Source organism: Phenylobacterium conjunctum (assembly GCF_042679085.1).
In the GTDB taxonomy this organism is placed as follows: domain Bacteria; phylum Pseudomonadota; class Alphaproteobacteria; order Caulobacterales; family Caulobacteraceae; genus Phenylobacterium; species Phenylobacterium conjunctum.
On record NZ_JBHTLQ010000044.1, the window covers coordinates 1 to 19,203 of the forward strand.

A 19,203-nucleotide genomic window follows, 5' to 3' on the forward strand; every position below is an offset into this window, starting at 1 on the left:
CCAGCAGCCGGGCGAGGGCTAGGCGCCGCCGCTGACCGGCCGACAGGCGACGGACCTCCAGGTCGAGCAGGGCGGTCAGCTCCAGCCGACCCGCCGCAGCGCGCGCCGAGGCCGCCGAGCCCCCCGCCCAGCGGGTCCAGAAATCCAGCTCGTCCCGCGCCGTGCGACCGGATTTCAGCCCATCCAGATGACCCAGCAGATGCATGCCTGCGGCCCGCGCATCGGCGGGGTCCAGGGCGCCGAAGCCGATCTGTCCCGCCTCGGGCGCGATCAGGCCCGCTACAGCCCTGAGAAGACTGGTCTTTCCGGCCCCGTTGCGACCCGTCAGCGCACAGGCCCGGCCCGCCTCCAGGGTCAGGTTCAGGCCGGAAAACAGCCGCCGGCCGCCCCGCGACAGGGCGAGGTCTTCAATATCCAAGCGCGTGATCGTCACCTGTGCGCTCCCGTTGCATGGACGGGAAAGAATCTAGGGGCTATGACGCGCGCGGCCGGCGCCGCCTTGGGGGGCGTACGCGGCGCTGGGGCGAACGCTGTGTGTCCGCCCCGAAAAGCGCGCGATCCCCGATACGGACGTATGGCGGCCGAGAACAGAGGAAGGATCCCTGATTATGGCGTCGATCGACAGCCTGAAGACCCGCCGCGAACTGACGGTGGGCGATAAGACCTACGTCTATTACAGCCTTCCGGCGGCGGAAGAAGCCGGTCTCGCCGGTGTTTCTCGCCTGCCGGCCTCGATGAAGGTTCTGCTTGAGAACCTGCTTCGCAACGAAGACGGCGACACCGTCGCCCCTGAGGACCTGAAGGCGGTCGCCGCCTGGCTCGAAAACAAGGGCGCCGTGGAGCACGAGATCAGCTTCCGCCCGGCCCGCGTGCTGATGCAGGACTTCACCGGCGTGCCCGCCGTGGTTGACCTGGCCGCCATGCGCGACGCCATGACCCACCTGGGCGCCAATCCCGAGAAGATCAACCCGCTGAACCCGGTCGACCTGGTCATCGACCACTCGGTGATGGTCGACTACTTCGGCACCTCCAAGGCCTTCGGCGAGAACGTCGAGCGCGAGTACGAGCGCAACATCGAGCGCTACCGCTTCCTGCGCTGGGGCTCGTCAGCCTTCAACAACTTCCGCGTCGTGCCCCCCGGCACCGGCATCTGCCACCAGGTGAACCTGGAATACCTGGCCCAGACCGTCTGGACCGGGGATGAGGGCGCCGACACCGTCGCCTATCCGGACACCGTGGTCGGCACCGATTCGCACACCACCATGATCAACGGCCTGGCCGTTCTGGGCTGGGGCGTCGGCGGCATCGAGGCCGAAGCGGCCATGCTGGGCCAGCCGATCCCGATGCTGATCCCGGAAGTCATCGGCTTCCGCCTGACCGGCGCCCTGCCGGACGGCGCGACCGCCACCGACCTGGTGCTGACCGTCACCCAGATGCTGCGCAAGAAGGGCGTGGTCGGCAAGTTCGTCGAATTCTTCGGCCCCGGCCTGTCGGGCCTGACCCTGGAAGACCAGGCGACCATCGCCAACATGGCTCCGGAATACGGCGCCACCTGCGGCTTCTTCCCGGTCACCAAGGCCACCGTCGACTATCTGCGCGCCACCGGCCGCGACGAAGACCGTTGCCAGCTGGTCGAGGCCTACGCCAAGGCCCAAGGCCTGTGGTCGGAGCCGGGCGATCCGGAACCGGTCTTCACCGACACCCTCGAGCTCGACCTGGGCTCGGTGCTGCCGTCCCTGGCCGGCCCGAAGCGTCCCCAGGACCGCGTGCTGCTGTCCGACGCCGCCGCCGAGTTCAAGGGTGCCCTGGCCAAGGACTTCGGCAAGGGTGACGACTACGCCGCCCGCACCCCGGTGAAGGGCGAGAAGTTCGACGTCGGCAACGGCGACGTGGTGATCGCCGCCATCACCTCGTGCACCAACACCTCGAACCCCTCGGTCCTGATCGCCGCTGGCCTCGTGGCCAAGAAGGCGGTGGAAAAGGGTCTGAAGGTGAAGCCGTGGGTGAAGACCTCGCTGGCCCCCGGCTCGCAGGTCGTGACCGACTATCTGAAGGCCGCCAAGCTGGATAAGAGCCTGGACGCCCTGGGCTTCAACCTGGTCGGCTATGGCTGCACCACCTGCATCGGCAACTCCGGCCCGCTGCCGGAACCGATCTCTGAAGCCGTTCAGGCCGGCGACCTGGTCGCCTGCTCGGTGCTCTCGGGCAACCGCAACTTCGAAGGCCGCGTGAACCCGGACGTGCGGGCCAACTACCTGGCCTCGCCGCCGCTGGTGGTGGCCTACGCCCTGGCCGGCTCCATGCTGATCGACCTGGCCAATGACCCGATCGGCGAAGGCAAGGACGGCGAGCCCGTCTACCTGAAGGACATCTGGCCCTCGTCCGAGGAAGTGGCGGCGCTGCAGCGCAAGCATGTCACCCAGAAGATGTTCGCCACCCGCTATTCCGACGTCTTCAAGGGCGACAAGAACTGGCAGGGCATCAAGGTCGCCGGCGGCCAGACCTACACCTGGGACATGGGCTCCACCTACGTGCAGAACCCGCCCTACTTCCAGGACATGCAGATGGAGCCGGCGCCGGTCACCGACATCGTCGAGGCCCGCGTGCTTGGCGTGTTCGGCGACTCGATCACCACCGACCACATCTCCCCGGCCGGCTCGATCAAGGCCACCTCGCCGGCGGGCGTCTATCTGCGGGATCGCCAGGTGCCGACCTCGGAGTTCAACTCCTACGGCGCGCGCCGCGGCAATCACGAAGTGATGATGCGCGGCACCTTCGCCAACATCCGCATCCGCAACCGGATCACCCCGGAAATCGAAGGCGGCGTCACCAAGCACTTCCCGTCTGGCGAGGTCATGTCGATCTATGACGCGGCCATGCGCTACCAGGGCGAAGGCCGTCCGATGGTGGTGTTCGCGGGCAAGGAATACGGCACCGGCTCGTCCCGTGACTGGGCCGCCAAGGGCACCAAGCTCCTGGGCGTCCGCGCGGTCATCGCCGAAAGCTTCGAGCGTATCCACCGCTCGAACCTGGTCGGCATGGGCGTCCTGCCCCTGCAGTTCCTGCAGGAAGGCTGGCAAAAGCTGAACCTGACCGGCGAAGAGATCGTCACCATCCGCGGCCTGACCGAACTGTCGCCCCGGCGCCAGCTGACGGTCGAGATGTACCGTCCCTCCGACGGCCGCATCGCCCGCTTCCCGGTCCGTTGCCGGATCGATACGCCCACCGAGCTTGAGTACTTCAAGAACGGCGGCGTCCTGAACTACGTGCTGCGGAACCTCGCCAAGGCGGGCTAAGCGGCCAAAAAACTGAGAAACACGCCGCGCCCGGTTGCATCCAGCCGGGCGCGGTGGCGTATTTGGGACCTGATGTTTCGACGCCCGTCCCGTCCCGCCTCACGCCTTCTTGACCCCCGGGGACGGCGGAACCCGGCTAAGTGCGGCCCAATGCGTCACGCCGCCGCCCTCGCGCCCCTGTTCGCCTTGGTTCTCGCCGCCCTGCCGGCGGCCGGCCAGGCCAAGACGCCCGTGGTCGTGGAGCTGTTCACGGCCCAGGGCTGCGCCTCCTGTGGCGAGGCCAACGCCAATCTGGGCAAGCTGGCCGAGCGCGCCGACGTGCTCACCCTGACCTTCCCCGTCGACTACTGGGATTATCTCGGCTGGGCCGACACCTTCGCCAAGCCCGAGTTCGCCGAGCGCCAGAAGGCCTATGTGGTCAAGATGGGCCTGCGCGAGCCCTACACGCCTCAGATCGTCGTCGACGGCCGCACCCAGGTGGGCGGGCTGCAGACCGACAAGATCGAAAAGGCTGTGGACACCGCCGCGGCTGGCGGACGTCGCGGTCCTGACATGGCCTTCATCGGCGCCCGCCGGGTGGATGTGGGCGCGGGCGCCGTCCCCAAGGGCGGGGCCGAGGTCTGGCTGGTCCGCTATGACCCGCGCGAGCAGGACGTCGTGGTCAAGAAGGGCGACAACAAGGGCCAGACCGTGCCGCACACCAATGTGGTGCGCGAGATCGTCAAGCTCGGCCCCTGGCGCGGCAAGCCCACGGCCTATCGGGTGCCGGCGTCCAAGGAAGAGGGTCTTGCGACCGTCGTCCTGGTCCAGGGCGCCAAGGGCGGCCGGGTCATCGGCGTGGGCAAGCGGCCGGAAGCCGCCAGCTCCCGCTAATCCGCTCATCCCGGCGAAGGCCGGGACCCAGATCATAGGGCGCCGCGCAGGCGCGAAGATTCTCAATTCTGCTGATGAACCTGGATCCCGGCCTTCGCCGGGATGAGCGGGGGTTTGGGCCCAAGTCAAAAGAAAAGGCCCGCGCGGTCGGGGGGAAAACCGCGCGGGCCCGTCTTGGGGGGATCTAGAAGCGCCGGTTGACCAAAGCCCGCGATCCAGGGGGGCTGGGGGGGCTGTTCAGGATCCGGGACCTGCGGTGTCTCTGATCAACCGACAATGACCTTATCGCCGGGGGATCGGGCAGGGGCTGGACCGAAATAAGGTCATTTCACGGCGTGCGTTTCGGGGCAGGCCTAAGGCTGAGACGAGATGTCGGCGTCGTGACCCTCGCCTTGCCGGCCGATTTGGGTCTAGGCTGGCGGCGATGGCATTTGATCAGCAGACGCCGCAGGCGGGTCAGGTCTTCTTCGACCGGCGGGAGCTCACCCGCCTTCTCAATCTCTATGGCCGGATGGTCGCCGCCGGTGAATGGCGCGACTACGCGATCGGCGCCAATTCCGACGTGTGCGTCTTCTCGGTCTATCGCCGCACCTCGGAGGCCCCGCTTTATCGCATCGAGAAGCGCCCGGCCCTGGCCAGGCGCCAGGGCGCGTGGGCGGTGATCGGCGAAGGCGGGATGATCCTGCGCCGCGGCCAGGAGCTGGAGCAGGTGCTCCGGGTCTTCGACAAGGGCCGCTTCAAGGTCGTGGACTAAACCCCAAACAAAAACCCCGGCGGTCGCCCGCCGGGGTTCTGTAACTTGGACCTTGCTGAGGCTTAGCGGCGGTTGCCCAGGAAGCTCAGCAGGAACTGGAACAGGTTGATGAAGTCCAGGTACAGGCTGAGCGCGCCAAAGTTGGTCGCCACGCCCATGGCCTCGCGGTTGCCGCCCAGCTGGTAGTAGGTCAGCTTCAGGCGCTGGGTGTCGTAGGCGGTCAGGCCGGCGAAGATCAGCACGCCCAGGATGTTCACCACGAACGAGATGCCCGGCATACGCAGGAACAGGTTGGCCAGGCTGGCGATCACGATGCCCCACACACCCATGATCAGGAAGCTGCCAAAGCCGGTCAGGTCCTTCTTGGTCGTGTAGCCCACCAGGGACAGGGCGCCGAAGGCGGTCGCCGTGATCAGGAAGGTCGTGGCGATCGAGGCGCCGGTATAGGTCAGCACCACCAGGCCCAGCGACGCGCCGATCAGGCTGACGATGGTCCAGTAGGTGATCCCGGCCGATTGCGCCGTCACATTGCGCGCAAACGACGTGAACAGGATCACGCCCAGGGGCGCGAAGGCCACGATCATGCCCAGGATGCTCAGGCCCATGGCGCGGCCATCGGGGCTGACCTTGAACATCAGGTCGCGAACCGGCGGGAAGGAGCTGGTCACGAACGCCAGGGCGGCGGACAGGAGAAGACCCAGCGCCACCTTGTTGTAGACGCCGAGCATGAAGCTTCGAAGGCCCGCGTCCACCGACATGTCGGCGCGATCGCTCGGGATCGAAAAGCCGCGGTTGAAGTCGCTCATCTGAGGCAATGCCCTTTTTCACACGCCCCAAGCGGGCGCAGCCCTCAATATCGTGATGCTTTCGGTCTTTCGCAAGGCGAACCGGTCGAGGTTCGGATTCGGGGCTCTTGTTTCGCGGCCGCGGGCCGCTAGCTTCCGCCCATGATCCGCCTGTTCGCCGCCCTGCACGTGCCCGACGACATCGGCGAGGGGCTCCTGCGCCGCCAGCACGGCCTGGAGGGCGCGGCCTGGCGCCCGCTCGAGGCCCTGCACATCACGCTCAAGTTCGCCGGCGAGCTGCGCGAGGACGTGGCCGATGATTTCGACGCTGAGCTGGCGACGATCTCGGGAGAGGCCCTGACCCTGGAGCTGGCCGGGGTCGGCCATTTCGGCGAGGGCGAGGACATCCACGCTGTCTGGGCTGGCGTCGAGGAGAACGCGGCCCTGCGGCGCCTGGCCAAGGCCTGCGAGAGCGCCGCCCGCCGCGCGGGCCTACCCGCCGACACCCGCGTCTATCGCCCGCACGTGACCCTGGCCTATCTGAAGCGCCCGGTCCCCGACGACGTGGCCCGCTGGATCCAGGCCAACAACCTGCTGCGGTCCCCGCCCTTCCGCGTGACCAGCTTCGGCCTCTATTCCAGCCACCAGACCTCGGAAGGGTCCCGGTACCGGCTGGAGCGGGAGTATCCGCTGATCTGATCCTCCCCTGCTTGTGGGGGAGGAGTTTCACGCCCGGTGATGCACCGCCTCTCCCTCGGCGAGCGGCTTGTCGAGGCGGTGGACCATCTCCTTCGGCACGATCTGCCAGAAGCGGCCGACCATGCGGTCCCAGTCGCGCAGGATCTCGCCAGCGAACACCGAACCGGTCTCGGCGGCGTGCTCCTCCACCAGGGCCTTGAGCTCGGCTTCCCAGGCCCGCGTACCGATCCGCTGCGCCACCACGCTGTCGCGGTTGAGGTTGATCAGCGCCCGGTCGTCGAGGTCGAGGACGAAGGCCATGCCCCCGGTCATGCCGGCGGCGAAGTTGAAGCCGATCGGCCCCAGGATCACCGCCCGGCCGCCGGTCATGTATTCCAGGCCGTTGGCGCCCACGCCCTCGACCACGGCCACGGCGCCGGAGTTGCGCACCCCGAAGCGCTCGCCGGCCAGGCCGGCGGCGAACAGCCGGCCAGAGGTCGCGCCATAGAGCACGGTGTTGCCGAGGATCGCGTTGGCGTGGGCGTTGACCAGGTGCGGCGAGGGGCGGATCACGATGGTCGCCCCCGACAGGCCCTTGCCCACATAGTCGTTGGCCTCGCCGGTCAGCTCAATGCGCAGGCCCTGGACCGCAAACGCCCCCAGGCTTTGGCCGGCCGAGCCCTTGAGCTGGACGGTCAGGTGACCGGGCGCGAGACCCGCCATGCCGAACTTGCGCACGATGTGCGACGAGGTCCGCGCGCCGATGGCCCGGGCGGTGTTCCGCACCGTATAGGTCAGCTGCATCTTCTCGCCCCGTTCCAGCAGGGGCGCAGCGTCGCGGACGATCTGGGCGTCCAGGGTGTCGGGCACCTCGTTGCGGCCCTCCACGGTGCAGTAAGGGGCGTTGAGGCCCGGATCGGCCTTCACCAGGAGCGGGTTCAGGTCGAGGTCGTCCAGGTGCTCGCCGCCGCGCGAGACCTGACGCAGCAGGTCGGTGCGGCCGACGATCTCCTGCAGGGACTTGAAGCCCAGCTGGCCCAGGATCTCGCGCACCTCCTCGGCGATGAAGGTGAAGAGGTTGATGACCTTTTCCGGGGAGCCGGAGAACTTGGCGCGCAGGGCCTCGTCCTGGGTGCAGACCCCCACCGGACAGGTGTTGGAATGGCACTGGCGGACCATGATGCAGCCCATGGCGATCAGGCTGGCCGTGCCGATGCCGAACTCCTCGGCTCCCAGCATGGCGGCGATCACCACGTCGCGGCCGGTGCGGATGCCGCCGTCTGTGCGCAGCCGCACCGAGGGACGCAGATTGTTCAGGGTCAGCACCTGATGAGCTTCTGACAGCCCCATCTCCCAGGGCCCGCCGGCGTACTTGATCGAGGTCTGGGGCGAGGCGCCCGTGCCGCCGACATTGCCGGAGATCAGGATCACGTCCGCCTTGGCCTTGGCGACCCCGGCGGCGATGGCGCCGATCCCGGTCATGGCCACCAGCTTCACGCAGACCCGGGCGTCCGGGTTGATCTGCTTCAGGTCATAGATGAGCTGGGCCAGGTCCTCGATGGAATAGATGTCGTGGTGCGGCGGGGGTGAGATCAGCATCACGCCGGGCGTGGCGTGCCGCAGCCTTGCGATCAGCTCGGTGACCTTGAAGCCGGGCAGCTGGCCGCCCTCGCCGGGCTTGGCCCCCTGGCTGACCTTGATCTCGATCTCGCGGCACTGGTTCAGGTACTCGGCGGTGACGCCGAACCGGCCCGACGCGATCTGCTTGACCGCCGAGTTGGGGTTGTCGCCGTTGGGCAGGGGCTTGTAGCGGGCGTCGTCCTCACCGCCCTCGCCGGAGACGCTCTTGGCCCCGATCCGGTTCATGGCGATGTTCAGCACCCCGTGGGCCTCGGGGCTGAGGGCCCCCATGCTCATGCCGGGCGTCAGGAACCGCTTGCGGATCTCATTGACGCTCTCGACCTCGTCCAACGGGGTGGGCCGCTCGGCCAGGCGCCAGTCCAGAAGGTCGCGCAGCTGGATGGTCGGCATCCGGCGCATGCCGTCGGAGAAGCGCTTGTAGAGATCATAGTCCCCGCGGTCGCAGGCGCTCTGCAGGGTGTGGATCATCCGCGCTTCAAAGGCGTGCGCCTCGCCGGAGCGCCGGGCCTTGTAGAAGCCGCCCACCGGCAGGCTGATGGCCCCGGGGTTCCAGGCCTTGCGGTGCAGTTCGACCGTGCGGGCCTCGATGCCGGCCAGGCCGATGCCGGAGATGCGCGAGGGCATGCCGGGGAAGAACTCGGCCACCAGGGAGCGCGACAGGCCCAGGGCCTCGAAGTTGTAGCCGCCGCGATAGGAGGAGATCACCGCGATCCCCATCTTGGCGATGATCTTCAGGAGGCCGCCCTCGATGGCGTGCTTGTAGTTCAGGCACACCTGGCGAAGGTCCAGGTCGCCCGCGAGGCCGCGCTCCAGGCGGTCCTGGAAACTTTCCTGGGCCAGATAGGCGTTCACCGCCGTCGCTCCCACGCCCACTAGGACCGCGAAGCCGTGGGTGTCCAGGCACTCGGCCGAGCGCACGATGATCGAGACGTAGGAGCGCAGACCCTTGGCGACCAGCCAGGAATGCACTCCGCCGGTGGCCAGGATCATGGGCAGGGCCACCCGGTCGGGACCGCTGGCGCGGTCGGTCAGCACAATGGTCGCGCAGCCGCGCAGGGCGGCGTCCTCGGCCTCGGCGCGGATGCGGTCGAGATTGGCGCGCAGGGCGTCGCCGGGCCGGGCCTCCGGCGCCGGGATCGGCATGGTGCAGTCGATCTCGGCCAGGTTTCGGGCGCCGATCACCTCGACCAGGCGCTCGTACATGCCGTTGGTCAAAAGCGGGCTTTCCAGGGCGAAGACGTCGGTCTGGGCCTCGTCCTGGGCCAGGACATTGCCGAGGTTCTTGAACCGGGTCTTCAGGCTCATCACCGCCGATTCCCGCAAGGAATCGATCGGCGGGTTGGTCACCTGGCTGAAGTTCTGGCGGAAGAAGTGCGACAGCGGCCGGTACTGGTCGGACAGCACCGCCAGCGGGGTGTCGTCGCCCATGGAGCCCACGGCTTCCTTGGCGTCCTCGACCATGGGGGCGAGGATCAGCTCCAGGTCCTCCAGCGACAGGCCGGCGGCCACCTGGCGGCGGACCAGTTCCTCGCGGCCGTAAGAGCGCGGCTCAGGTCCCGGCGCGATGGCGGCCTCCAGGTCGACCATGTTGCCCAGCCACTGATCATAGGGATGCTGGGCGGCCAGGCGGTCGATGATCGCCTCCTCCTCGTAGAGGCGGCCCTCGGTCAGGTCGACGGCGATCATCCGGCCCGGCGAGATGTGGGCCTTGCGGGTGATGCGGGCTTCGTCCACCCGGCACATGCCGGCTTCCGAGCCCATGATCAGCAGGCCGTCGTTGGTATAGGTCACGCGCAGGGGGCGCAGGCCGTTACGGTCCTTGCCGGCCACGACCCAGCGGCCATCGGTGGCGCAGACGGCGGCCGGGCCGTCCCAGGGCTCCATCACCGCGTTGCAGTAGGCGTAGAGCGCCTTGTGCTCCGGCTTGATCTGTTCAGCCGACTTGGCCGCCCAGGCTTCCGGGATCAGCAGGGCCTTGGTCATGGGCGCGTCGCGGCCGGCCCGGACCAGCACCTCGAAGGTGTTGTCCAGGGCGGCTGAGTCCGAGCCGCCCGGCTGGATCACCGGCTTCACGTCATCGCCCATCTCGCCGAAGGCGTCGGCAGCCATGCGGATCTCATGGCTCTTCATCCAGTTGACGTTGCCCTTCAGCGTGTTGATCTCGCCGTTGTGGGCCAGCATCCGGAACGGCTGGGCCAGCCGCCATTCCGGGAAGGTGTTGGTGGAATAGCGCTGGTGGAAGATGGCCACAGCCGCGGCGAACCGGGCGTCGGTCAGGTCCGGATAGAACTCGTCGATGTGCTGGGCCAGGAACATGCCCTTGTAGATCAGCGACCGGGCCGACAGGGAGCACAGGTAGAAGTGCTGGATATTGGCCGCGGCCACCCGCTTCTCGATCCGCTTGCGGCAGATGAACAGGGCGCGCTCCAGCGCCTCGCCGTGCAGGCCCTTGGGCGGCGACAGCATGATCTGCTCGATCTCGGGCCGGCTGGCGTTGGCCTTCTCGCCGATCACCCGGGTGTCCACCGGCACCTGGCGCCAGCCATAGATATAGAAGCCGAACCTCAGGGCCTCGGCCTCGACGATGGTGCGGCAGGTCTCCTGAGCGGCCAGGTCGTTGCGCGGCAGGAAGACCTGGCCGACGGCGATGGGCCCCGGGCGCAGGGCGTGGCCGATCTGGGCGACCTGGTCGGCGAAGAAGTCCTGGGGAACCGAGACCAGCACGCCGGCGCCATCGCCGGTCTTGCCGTCGGCGTCGATAGCGCCCCGGTGCCAGACGCTCTTCAGGGCGCGGATGGCCAGCTCGACCACCTCCCGGCGCGGCTGGCCGTCCAGGGCGCAGACCAGGCCCACCCCGCAGGCGTCCCGCTCCATGGACGGGTCATAGGCGTGGGCGTCGATCAGCTTCTGACGGTTCGCCAGGTAGCGTTCCGTTTCCGTGATGGGATGGGAGGTCATGATCGTCACTCCGCCGCGGCCAGGGCCGGTTGGGACAGGTAGGCGCAGATGGCGTCTGCGGCGTCGCGGCCGTCGCGGATCGCCCAGACCACCAGGGAGGCGCCGCGCACGATGTCGCCGGCGGCGAACACACCTGGGATTGAGGTCATCTGGGTGCGGAAGTCGGCCTTCAGCGTGCCCCAGCGTGAGACCGCCAGGTCCGGCGCGCCGAAGGCGGCGGGCAGGTCCTCAGGATCAAAGCCCAGGGCCTTGATGACCAGGTCGGCCTTGAGGTCGAAGTCGCCGCCCTCGATCTCCTCGGGCGCCTGACGTCCGCTGGCGTCGGGAGCGCCCAGCCGCATGCGGATCGCCCGCACGCCCTTGGCCTTACCCGCCTCGCCGGTCACAGCGCGGGGCGCGGCCAGCCATTCAAAGGTCACGCCTTCTTCTTCTGCATGACCCACCTCGCGGGCCGAGCCTGGCATGTTGGCCCGGTCGCGGCGATAGAGGCAGGTGACCGAGGCCGCGCCCTGGCGCATGGCGGTGCGCACGCAGTCCATGGCGGTGTCGCCGCCGCCGACCACGACCACGTGCTTGCCCTGGGCGTTCAGCTGCCCGGACGCATAGGTCGGCACGTCGTCGCCCAGGCCCACGCGGTTGGAGGCGATCAGGTAGTCCAGGGCCGGCGTCACCCCGGCCGAGCCGGCGCCCGGAACCTGCAGCTCGCGGGCTGCATAGACCCCGGTGGCCACGAGGATGGCGTCATGGCGGGCGCGCAGCTCGTCGAGGCTCGCGTCACGGCCGACCTCGAAGCCCAGCCGGAACTCGACCCCGCCGTCCGCCAGCCTTTTGGTGCGGCGGGCGACCACGTCCTTTTCCAGCTTGAAGCCGGGGATGCCATAGATCAGCAGGCCGCCGGCCCGGTCGTGGCGGTCATAGACCGTCACCGCATAGCCCATCTCGCGCAAGCGCTCGGCCGCCGACAGGCCGGCGGGGCCCGCGCCGATGATCCCCACGCTGCGGCCCTGGTCAGGACCCGCGACGAGTGGCGCGACCCAGCCTTCTTCCCAGGCCTTGTCGGTCAGGTAGCGTTCCACCGCCCCGATGGTCACGGTGCCATGGCCCGACTGTTCTATGGTGCAGGAGCCTTCGCAGAGCCGGTCCTGCGGGCAGATGCGGCCACAGATCTCCGGCATCGAGCTGGTGGCCTGGGACAGGTCGTAGGCCTCCCGCAGCCGGCCCTCGGCGGTCATCCGCAGCCAGTCGGGGATGTTGTTGTGCAGCGGACAGTGGGTCTGACAGAACGGGATGCCGCACTGGGAGCAGCGCGAGGCCTGCTCCGCCGCCTTGGCGTCGATGAAGTCGGCGTAGATCTCATGGAAATCGCCGGCGCGCGCGGTCGCGCCCCGCTTGGGTGGGGTGACGCGGTCCACCGTCGTGAACTTCAGCATGCGCTCGGCCATGGCGTGTCTCCGGCTGTCCAAGGCTCCCATAGGCCTGAAACCTGCCGCGAAAAAGCATATGAGCTACAAAGTGGACTTAATGGCGCGATGCGGCCGCCGCGCATCACAAAATTCTCCGTGAGCGCGAGCATTTTGGTCCACTTAGTGGATACACGCCATCTTTACCCTGATGCGGCTCCTGCTGGGGCCGCAGGAGCCTGGAGGACGCGCCCATGTCGGACTGGATCAACGCCATCATCCTGGGGGTGGTCGAAGGCCTGACCGAGTTCATCCCGGTCTCCTCGACCGGGCACCTCCTGCTGACCAAGACCCTGCTCGGCCTGCCGGACGGCTTCTGGGACACCTTTGCGGTGCTGATCCAGCTGGGCGCGATCCTGGCCATCGTGGCCCTCTATTTCAGCCGCCTGTGGAAGGTGCTGATCACCCTGCCGACCGAGGCCGCTTCGCGCCGCTTCGCGATCTCGGTGTTGGTCGCCTTCCTGCCCGGGGCCCTGGCCGGGGTGCTGCTGCACGACGTGATCAAGCATGTGCTGTTTGAAAGCCCCCGCCTGATCTGCTGGTCGCTGATCATCGGCGGCTTAGTGTTCTTCGTCCTGGACCGCTGGGCGCCTCAGCCCAATCAGGACGACGCCATGGCCCTGCCGCTGCGCACCTCGCTGGTGATCGGCCTCTTCCAGTGCCTGGCCCTGGTGCCCGGCGTCTCCCGGTCGGGCGCGACCATTCTCGGCTCCATGCTGATGCGCGTGGAAAAGCGCGCGGCGGCCGAGTTCTCCTTCTTCCTGGCCATCCCCATCATGCTGGGGGCCTTCGTGCTCGACGCCTGGTCCAACCGCGACAACATCTCGACCGATCAGGTCGGCCTGATCGCCCTGGGCTTCGTCGTCAGCTTCGTGGTGGGCTTCATCGTCGTGCGCACCCTGCTCGACTTCGTCAGCAAGCGCGGCTTCGCCCCCTTCGCCTGGTGGCGGATCCTGGTGGGCGTCGGCGGTCTGGTGTTCCTGACGATGACGGGGCGCTAGGCCCCGTCAGACGCCAGCTGCCGTCGCTCAGGCCGCGACCATGCGCTCGGTCTCGTCGGCGTACTGGCCGCCGCGGCGGAAGCGGTACATGTAGGTCGGCAGGACCGCTTCCAGCGTGGTGGCGGTGATCCCCAGGTCCGACAGGCCCGGATAGGCGCCGGTCACCACATTGTCGGTCTTCAACAGCTCGACCTGGTCGCTGGTCAGCGGCGGGGCCACCGGCGTCAGGGTGACGATCTCGCACAGCTTGCCGATCAGGCCGGCCACCGGCATCGGCAGCGGCATCAGCAGGCGGGCGCGGCCGGTCTGGGCGTTGATGATCTCCATGACCTCCTTGAAGGAGACCACGGCGGCGCCGCCCAGCTCATAGGTCTTGCCGGCGCAGGCCGGATCGGTGACCGCCTTGGCGATCGCCTTGGCCACGTCGCCGACGAACACGGGCTGGAAGCGGGTCTTGCCGCCGCCGATCAGCGGCAGGACCGGCGAGATCACCGCCATCTCGCCGAACTTGTTGAAGAAGCCGTCGCCCTGACCAAAGATGATCGAGGGCCGGATGATCACGGCGTCGGGGAAGGCCTCGCGCACGGCGGCCTCGCCCATGCCCTTGGTGCGGGCGTACTTGGCCTCGGAGTTCGCATCGGCGCCGATGGCCGAGACCTGGACCAGGCTCTTCAGGCCCGCCGCCTTGGCCTGGGCCGCGATATTGCGGGCGCCCATGGTGTGGACCGACTGGAACTTCTGGCGGCCGGTCTCATAGAGCAGGCCGACCAGGTTCACGCAGCCCTGCGCGCCGGCCAAGGCCCGCTGGACCGAGGCCTCGTTGCGGACATTGGCCTGGACCACCTCGATCTGGCCGACATCGCCCAAGAGCCGCATGGTGTGGGCCAGATGCGGCTGGCGCACCGCGACGCGGACCCGCAGGCCCTGCTTGGCGAGCGCGCGCACCACCTGGCTGCCCAAGAAGCCCGAGCCGCCGAAGACCGTGACCAGATCCTGCATGGTGTGTCTCTGTAAGGAAGGAGAGGTGTCCGTTGAGGGTCGGATAGACGAAGCGTGGGCGCGCCGCAATGCGACTTGCCGCATCAAGTGCGATCTAGTGATTGACCGCCTCTCTGAGTGGCCCTATAGGACCGCCTCCCGATCCGAAGGGGCGGGGCCCAGGTGGCGGAATTGGTAGACGCGCTGGCTTCAGGTGCCAGTGGCTTAACGGCCGTGGAGGTTCGAGTCCTCTCCTGGGCACCATCCCTTCGGGGGTGGTGACCGAGCTACTCCCCCAAGACGTGACAGACAGGACTTCAGACCTATTCTGTCGGACTTCGCCTCGGGCGAATTCAGCTTAAGCGCCCCTCGCGGGGCCTGCCGGAGTAGGACCGAACGTGGCGAACTTCCTTCATGAGGGCGATCTGCCCGCCGGTGTCTTCGAGGGCGCGACCGCTGTCGCCATCGATTCGGAGACCATGGGCCTGCGCATCGGCCGCGACCCGCTGTGCGTGGTCCAGCTGTCGGACGGCAATGGCGACGCTCATGTGGTGCGCCTGAAGCGCCCCGACTACGACTGCCCGAATCTGAAGGCGGTCCTGACCAATCCGGCGATCACGAAGATCTTCCACTTCGGCCGTTTCGACATCGCCATGTTCCACCTACATCTCGGGGTGGTGACGGCGCCGGTCTATTGCACCAAGATCGCCTCCAAGCTGGCGCGGACCTATACGGACCGCCACGGCCTGAAGGATGTCGCCAAGGAACTGGTCGGCGTGGACATGTCCAAGGCTCAGCAAAGCTCCGACTGGGGCGCCGACAAGCTCTCGGCGGACCAGCTGGCCTATGCCGCCTCTGACGTCCTGCACCTGCACGCCATCCGCGCCCGCCTTGACGAGATGCTGGTCCGCGAGGGCCGCGACGCCCTGGCCCGGGCCTGTTTCGACTTCCTGCCCCACCGCGCCCTGCTTGATGTCAGGGGCTGGGAAGAGGTCGACATCTTCGCCCATTCGTGAGGCGGCCTTGAGCCTCGCCCAAGCGCCTTCGCCCGCCGCCGGTCCCCGCGACCAGGCCGCGCGCTGGCGTGCGCATTCGGTGATGATCCGCAGGGCGCGCATCGCCCTGCCGGCCGCCATCGGCGCCATCTTCGTCCTCCTGGTCGGCTTTGTGATCCACGGCTCCCTGGCGGGCGCCAAGGCCAGGCCCCAGGACGCCGACGCGCCGATCCAGCTGGTCAACCCGCGCTTCGTGGGCCGGGACGGCAAAGGGCGGGCCTATGTGATCACCGCCAAGACGGCGACCCGCGACGAGAAGGACTACAACCGTGTCCTGCTCGACACCCCGATGCTGGTCCTGGACGAGGAGGGCTCGAACCCGACCCGAATCTCGTCCCAGTCCGGCGTCTATCGCGAGGACGCCCACACCCTGAACCTGGACGGTGGCGTAAAGTTGAACGGCGGGGACGTGAATTTCTCCACCGCCAGCTCCATCTTCAACACCGCCACCGGGGTGTTGGAGGGCACGGGCGAGATTCAGGGCATGGGCGCGCTGGGAGAAATCATTGCCAAGTCCTACGGCGTCTATGACAAGGGCGATCGACTGGTCTTCAAGGGCGGCGTTCGCACGCGCGTCGAGTCACACTAGGGTTCCGGCGGCAAAAAAGATGAGCGAGCTCTCGATGATCAAACCTTGGGCCGTGGCGATGTTCGCCCTGGGCGTTGGGATGGCCGGTCCGGCCGCGGCCCAGCTGGCCCAGAATTCCGACGCGCCGGTGGATATCACCGCTGACGAGCTCGAGGTGGTCAACGCCCAGTGCCTGGCCGTCTATCGCGGCGGCGCCGAGGCCCTGCAGGACACGGTGCGCCTGCGCGCCAACGTCCTGAAAATCTATTACAAGCCGGGCTCCGGTTCGGCCCGCGCCGGCGGCGGGGTCGGCTCCAGCTGCGGCAACGAGCTGGACCGCATGGAGGCCCAGGGCGACGTCTACTACGTGACCCCGCAGCAGCGGGTGCACGGCGACGCCGCGGTCTATCAGGCCGAGTCCACCACCATCACCATCACCGGCGACGTGGTCGCCGCCCGCGGCCAGGACGTGCTGAAGGGCTCCAAGCTGGTGATCAACACCAAGACCGGGGACGCCCAGATGCAGAGCGGGGCCAAGGGGCGCAACAAGCCCGGCCGCGTGCGCACCGTGCTCTATCCCAAGTCCCAGGCGGCCGCGCCCGCCGCGCCGCGCTAGGCGCCGCCTTGACGCCGGAAAGCTTCGATACCCTGCCGGGCCTGGCCGGTGAGGGCCTTGTGGTCGACAATATCGGCAAGGCCTTCCGCGGGCGCACCGTGGTCAAGGGCGTGTCCCTGCGCCTGCGCCGGGGCGAGGTGGCGGGCCTGCTCGGCCCCAACGGCGCCGGCAAGACCACCTGCTTCTACATGATCACCGGCCTGATCGCGGCCGACTACGGCGCGATCTATCTCGACGGCGTCAACATCACGGCCCAGCCCATGTACCAGCGCGCCCGCATGGGCGTGGGCTACCTGCCGCAGGAGACCTCGATCTTCCGCGGCATGACGGTGGAGGAAAACGTCATGGCGGTGGTCGAGCTGCGCGAGCCCGACATCGCCAAGGCCAAGGCGACGGTCACCGGCCTGCTCGAGGAAATGCGCATTGAGCATCTGCGCCAGGCGCCGGCCGTGTCCCTGTCGGGCGGTGAACGCCGCCGGGTGGAGATCGCCCGGGCGCTGGCCAGCGAGCCGGCCTTCATGCTGCTGGACGAACCCTTCGCCGGCATCGACCCCCTGGCCATCGCCGACATCCGCGAGGTCATCGGCTTCCTGAAGAGCCGCGGCATCGGCATCCTGATCACCGACCACAATGTCCGCGAGACGCTCGACATCATCGACCGCGCCTCGATCATCGCATCCGGTGAAGTGCTGTTCGAAGGCTCGCCCCAGGAAATCGTCGACGACCCCGAAGTCCGCCGCGTCTACCTCGGCGAACACTTCGGCGGCTGAGGCCGCAAAGCGCGTCTATCCCTAGCGTTGTCATCCCGGTTTCCCCGCAGGGAAAGACCGGGACCCATAAGCACCGACCTCTCGGGCGCACCCCTGCGCGTCTGGGTCCCGGACAAGCGCTGCGCGCTTTCCGGGATGACATCCGAGCAGCGCCACCTGGAAGCGTCACCGCAAACCCATTGCCTGACCTTACGGTAAGGGTGATCCTTGGGGCGTCTTCCCGTGCGTCAGACGCGGGAGACTCAAGGGGGACACCGCGTGGCTGCGACGCCGAAGAACGTCATCGTCATCCTGCTCGACAGCCTGAACCGGCACATGCTGGGGGCCTATGGCGGGACCGAGTTCGAGACCCCGGTGCTCGACGCCTTCGCCAAGACCGCGGTGCGGTTCGACAACCACTACACCGGCTCTCTGCCCTGCATGCCCGCGCGGCACGACATCCTGTGCGGGGCGCTGGATTTCCTGTGGCGGCCCTGGGGTTCGGTGGAGATCTGGGAAGACGCCATCACCTATGAGCTGCGCAAGACCGGCGTGGTCAGCCAGCTGATCAGCGACCACCCGCACCTGTTCGAGACCGGCGGCGAGAACTATCACGGCGACTTCAACGCCTGGGCCTATGAGCGCGGCCACGAGGGCGACGCCTGGAAGACCCGCCCCGACCCCTCCTGGGCCGGCGCGCCGGGCATGGGTCGCGGGCACATGCCCTATGACGACAGCCGCGGCTGGTTCCAGGGTGAGGCGGACTTCCCCGGCCCTCGCACCATGTCCGCCGCCGCCCGCTGGATCGACGACAACGCCGGCCACCACGACCGCTTCTTCCTGTTCGTCGATGAGTTCGACCCGCACGAGCCCTTCGATACGCCCGAGCCCTGGGCGTCGAAGTACGATCCCGACTGGGAGGGGCCCCACCTGATCTGGCCGCCCTATATGAAGGGCGCCATCGAGAAGGGCGTGCTGACCGAGCGCCAGGCGCGCCAGCTGCGGGCCCAGTACGGCGGCAAGCTGTCGATGATCGACCACTGGCTGGGCAAGGTGCTGGACGCCGTGGACCGAAACGGGATCGCCGACGACACCGCCATCATCATCTGCACCGATCACGGCCACTATCTGGGCGAGAAGGACATCTGGGGAAAGCCGGGGGTGCCGATCTACGCCACCCTGGGCCACATCCCACTCCTGATCCGCTGGCCGGGGGTGGAGCCGGGCGCCCGGTCGGCCCTGACCACCAGCGTCGACATCTTCGCCACCCTCTGTGAGGCGTTCGGCGTGACGGTGCGCCAGCGCACCCACGGCAAGTCCCTGATCCCGGTGCTGACCGGCGAGGCGGACAAGGTGCGCGACTGGTTGCTGACCGGGGTCTGGGGCCGCGAGGTGCAGCTGGTCACCGACCGCTGGAAGTACGTCCGCGGACCCGCGGGCGCCAACGCGCCCCTGTCGATGATGTCCAACCGCTGGTCCACCATGCCCACCCACGTGGTCGACAAGCACGTGGCCATGCCCCTGCCCGACGACCGCGCCTTCCTGGACCGGATGCCGGGCTCCAAGATCCCGGTGCTGCACCAGCCCTTCGCCGAGGGTGACCACGTGCCGTTCTGGGCTCTGACCCGGTTCAGCGGCGCCCACCTCTATGACCGTCTGGAAGACCCGGACGAGACTACAAACCTGGCCGGTGGGCCGCACGAGGCCGAGATGGCCGCCCTGCTCGCCCAGGCCCTCGCCGAGCTGGAGGCGCCCAAGTCCCAGTTCCAGCGGCTGGGCCTATAGGAGGAC

The 19,203-nt window shown here is 68.1% G+C and carries 15 protein-coding genes and 1 tRNA gene; 11 read left to right on the forward strand and 5 right to left on the reverse strand.

From position 1 onward, the window contains the following. A partial coding sequence (locus tag ACFQ27_RS16100) for an ABC transporter ATP-binding protein (RefSeq protein WP_377354339.1) occupies positions 1-427 on the reverse strand: 427 nt, incomplete at its 3' end. 181 nt (positions 428-608) lie between these two features. On the opposite strand from ACFQ27_RS16100, the gene acnA reads away from it, so the two are divergent. The 3 genes from acnA (at position 609) to ACFQ27_RS16115 (ending at position 4,923) form a co-directional block, all read left to right on the forward strand. Continuing rightward, on the forward strand, positions 609-3,296 hold the full coding sequence (gene acnA / locus ACFQ27_RS16105) for an aconitate hydratase AcnA (RefSeq protein ID WP_374348614.1): 2,688 nt from the start codon (positions 609-611) through the stop codon (positions 3,294-3,296). A 150-nt stretch (positions 3,297-3,446) separates the two neighbouring features. Then, positions 3,447-4,169, forward strand: a complete 723-nt coding sequence (locus ACFQ27_RS16110) for a DUF1223 domain-containing protein (protein ID WP_377354327.1) — start codon at positions 3,447-3,449, stop codon at positions 4,167-4,169. Positions 4,170-4,593: 424 nt separating this feature from the next. After that, the gene (locus ACFQ27_RS16115) at positions 4,594-4,923 is read left to right on the forward strand and encodes a DUF2794 domain-containing protein (protein WP_374348619.1); all 330 of its coding nucleotides are present in this window, start codon (positions 4,594-4,596) and stop codon (positions 4,921-4,923) included. A 62-nt stretch (positions 4,924-4,985) separates the two neighbouring features. Here ACFQ27_RS16115 and ACFQ27_RS16120 read toward each other — a convergent pair whose 3' ends face one another. Continuing rightward, complete coding sequence (locus tag ACFQ27_RS16120) at positions 4,986-5,729, reverse strand: Bax inhibitor-1/YccA family protein (RefSeq protein WP_374348621.1); 744 nt, start codon at positions 5,727-5,729, stop codon at positions 4,986-4,988. Between the two features lie 141 nt (positions 5,730-5,870). On the opposite strand from ACFQ27_RS16120, the gene thpR reads away from it, so the two are divergent. Beyond that, the gene (thpR, locus tag ACFQ27_RS16125) at positions 5,871-6,407 is read left to right on the forward strand and encodes an RNA 2',3'-cyclic phosphodiesterase (protein ID WP_377354328.1); all 537 of its coding nucleotides are present in this window, start codon (positions 5,871-5,873) and stop codon (positions 6,405-6,407) included. A gap of 27 nt (positions 6,408-6,434) precedes the next feature. On the opposite strand, the gene gltB is transcribed toward thpR, so the two are convergent. Then, positions 6,435-10,985 (reverse strand): glutamate synthase large subunit, encoded by a 4,551-nt coding sequence (gltB, locus tag ACFQ27_RS16130; RefSeq protein ID WP_377354329.1) that lies wholly within the window; start codon positions 10,983-10,985, stop codon positions 6,435-6,437. Positions 10,986-10,990: 5 nt separating this feature from the next. After that, positions 10,991-12,427 (reverse strand): NAD(P)-dependent oxidoreductase, encoded by a 1,437-nt coding sequence (locus tag ACFQ27_RS16135; RefSeq protein WP_377354330.1) that lies wholly within the window; start codon positions 12,425-12,427, stop codon positions 10,991-10,993. A gap of 212 nt (positions 12,428-12,639) precedes the next feature. Between ACFQ27_RS16135 and ACFQ27_RS16140 the strand changes: the two genes are divergently transcribed. Continuing rightward, positions 12,640-13,446, forward strand: a complete 807-nt coding sequence (locus ACFQ27_RS16140) for an undecaprenyl-diphosphate phosphatase (RefSeq protein WP_377354331.1) — start codon at positions 12,640-12,642, stop codon at positions 13,444-13,446. Between the two features lie 27 nt (positions 13,447-13,473). Here ACFQ27_RS16140 and ACFQ27_RS16145 read toward each other — a convergent pair whose 3' ends face one another. Continuing rightward, a complete protein-coding gene (locus ACFQ27_RS16145; RefSeq protein ID WP_374345843.1) occupies positions 13,474-14,445 on the reverse strand; it encodes a complex I NDUFA9 subunit family protein in 972 nt (323 codons plus the stop codon). A 156-nt stretch (positions 14,446-14,601) separates the two neighbouring features. Between ACFQ27_RS16145 and ACFQ27_RS16150 the strand changes: the two genes are divergently transcribed. The 6 genes from ACFQ27_RS16150 to ACFQ27_RS16175 all read left to right on the forward strand — a co-directional run bounded on the left by ACFQ27_RS16150 (position 14,602) and on the right by ACFQ27_RS16175 (position 19,197). Beyond that, positions 14,602-14,688 (forward strand) — tRNA-Leu (locus ACFQ27_RS16150). A 134-nt stretch (positions 14,689-14,822) separates the two neighbouring features. After that, positions 14,823-15,440 carry a ribonuclease D gene (locus ACFQ27_RS16155; RefSeq protein ID WP_374345844.1) on the forward strand — a complete coding sequence of 206 codons (618 nt, stop codon included), beginning with the start codon at positions 14,823-14,825 and terminating at the stop codon, positions 15,438-15,440. 7 nt (positions 15,441-15,447) lie between these two features. After that, positions 15,448-16,068: an LPS export ABC transporter periplasmic protein LptC gene (gene lptC, locus ACFQ27_RS16160; RefSeq protein ID WP_374345845.1), complete on the forward strand. Its 621-nt coding sequence runs from the start codon at positions 15,448-15,450 to the stop codon at positions 16,066-16,068. 19 nt (positions 16,069-16,087) lie between these two features. Beyond that, positions 16,088-16,663: an LptA/OstA family protein gene (locus ACFQ27_RS16165; RefSeq protein WP_377354332.1), complete on the forward strand. Its 576-nt coding sequence runs from the start codon at positions 16,088-16,090 to the stop codon at positions 16,661-16,663. 32 nt (positions 16,664-16,695) lie between these two features. Beyond that, the gene (gene lptB, locus ACFQ27_RS16170) at positions 16,696-17,433 is read left to right on the forward strand and encodes an LPS export ABC transporter ATP-binding protein (protein ID WP_377354340.1); all 738 of its coding nucleotides are present in this window, start codon (positions 16,696-16,698) and stop codon (positions 17,431-17,433) included. Between the two features lie 258 nt (positions 17,434-17,691). After that, positions 17,692-19,197: a sulfatase gene (locus ACFQ27_RS16175; protein ID WP_377354333.1), complete on the forward strand. Its 1,506-nt coding sequence runs from the start codon at positions 17,692-17,694 to the stop codon at positions 19,195-19,197. The last annotated feature ends 6 nt before the right edge of the window (positions 19,198-19,203 follow it).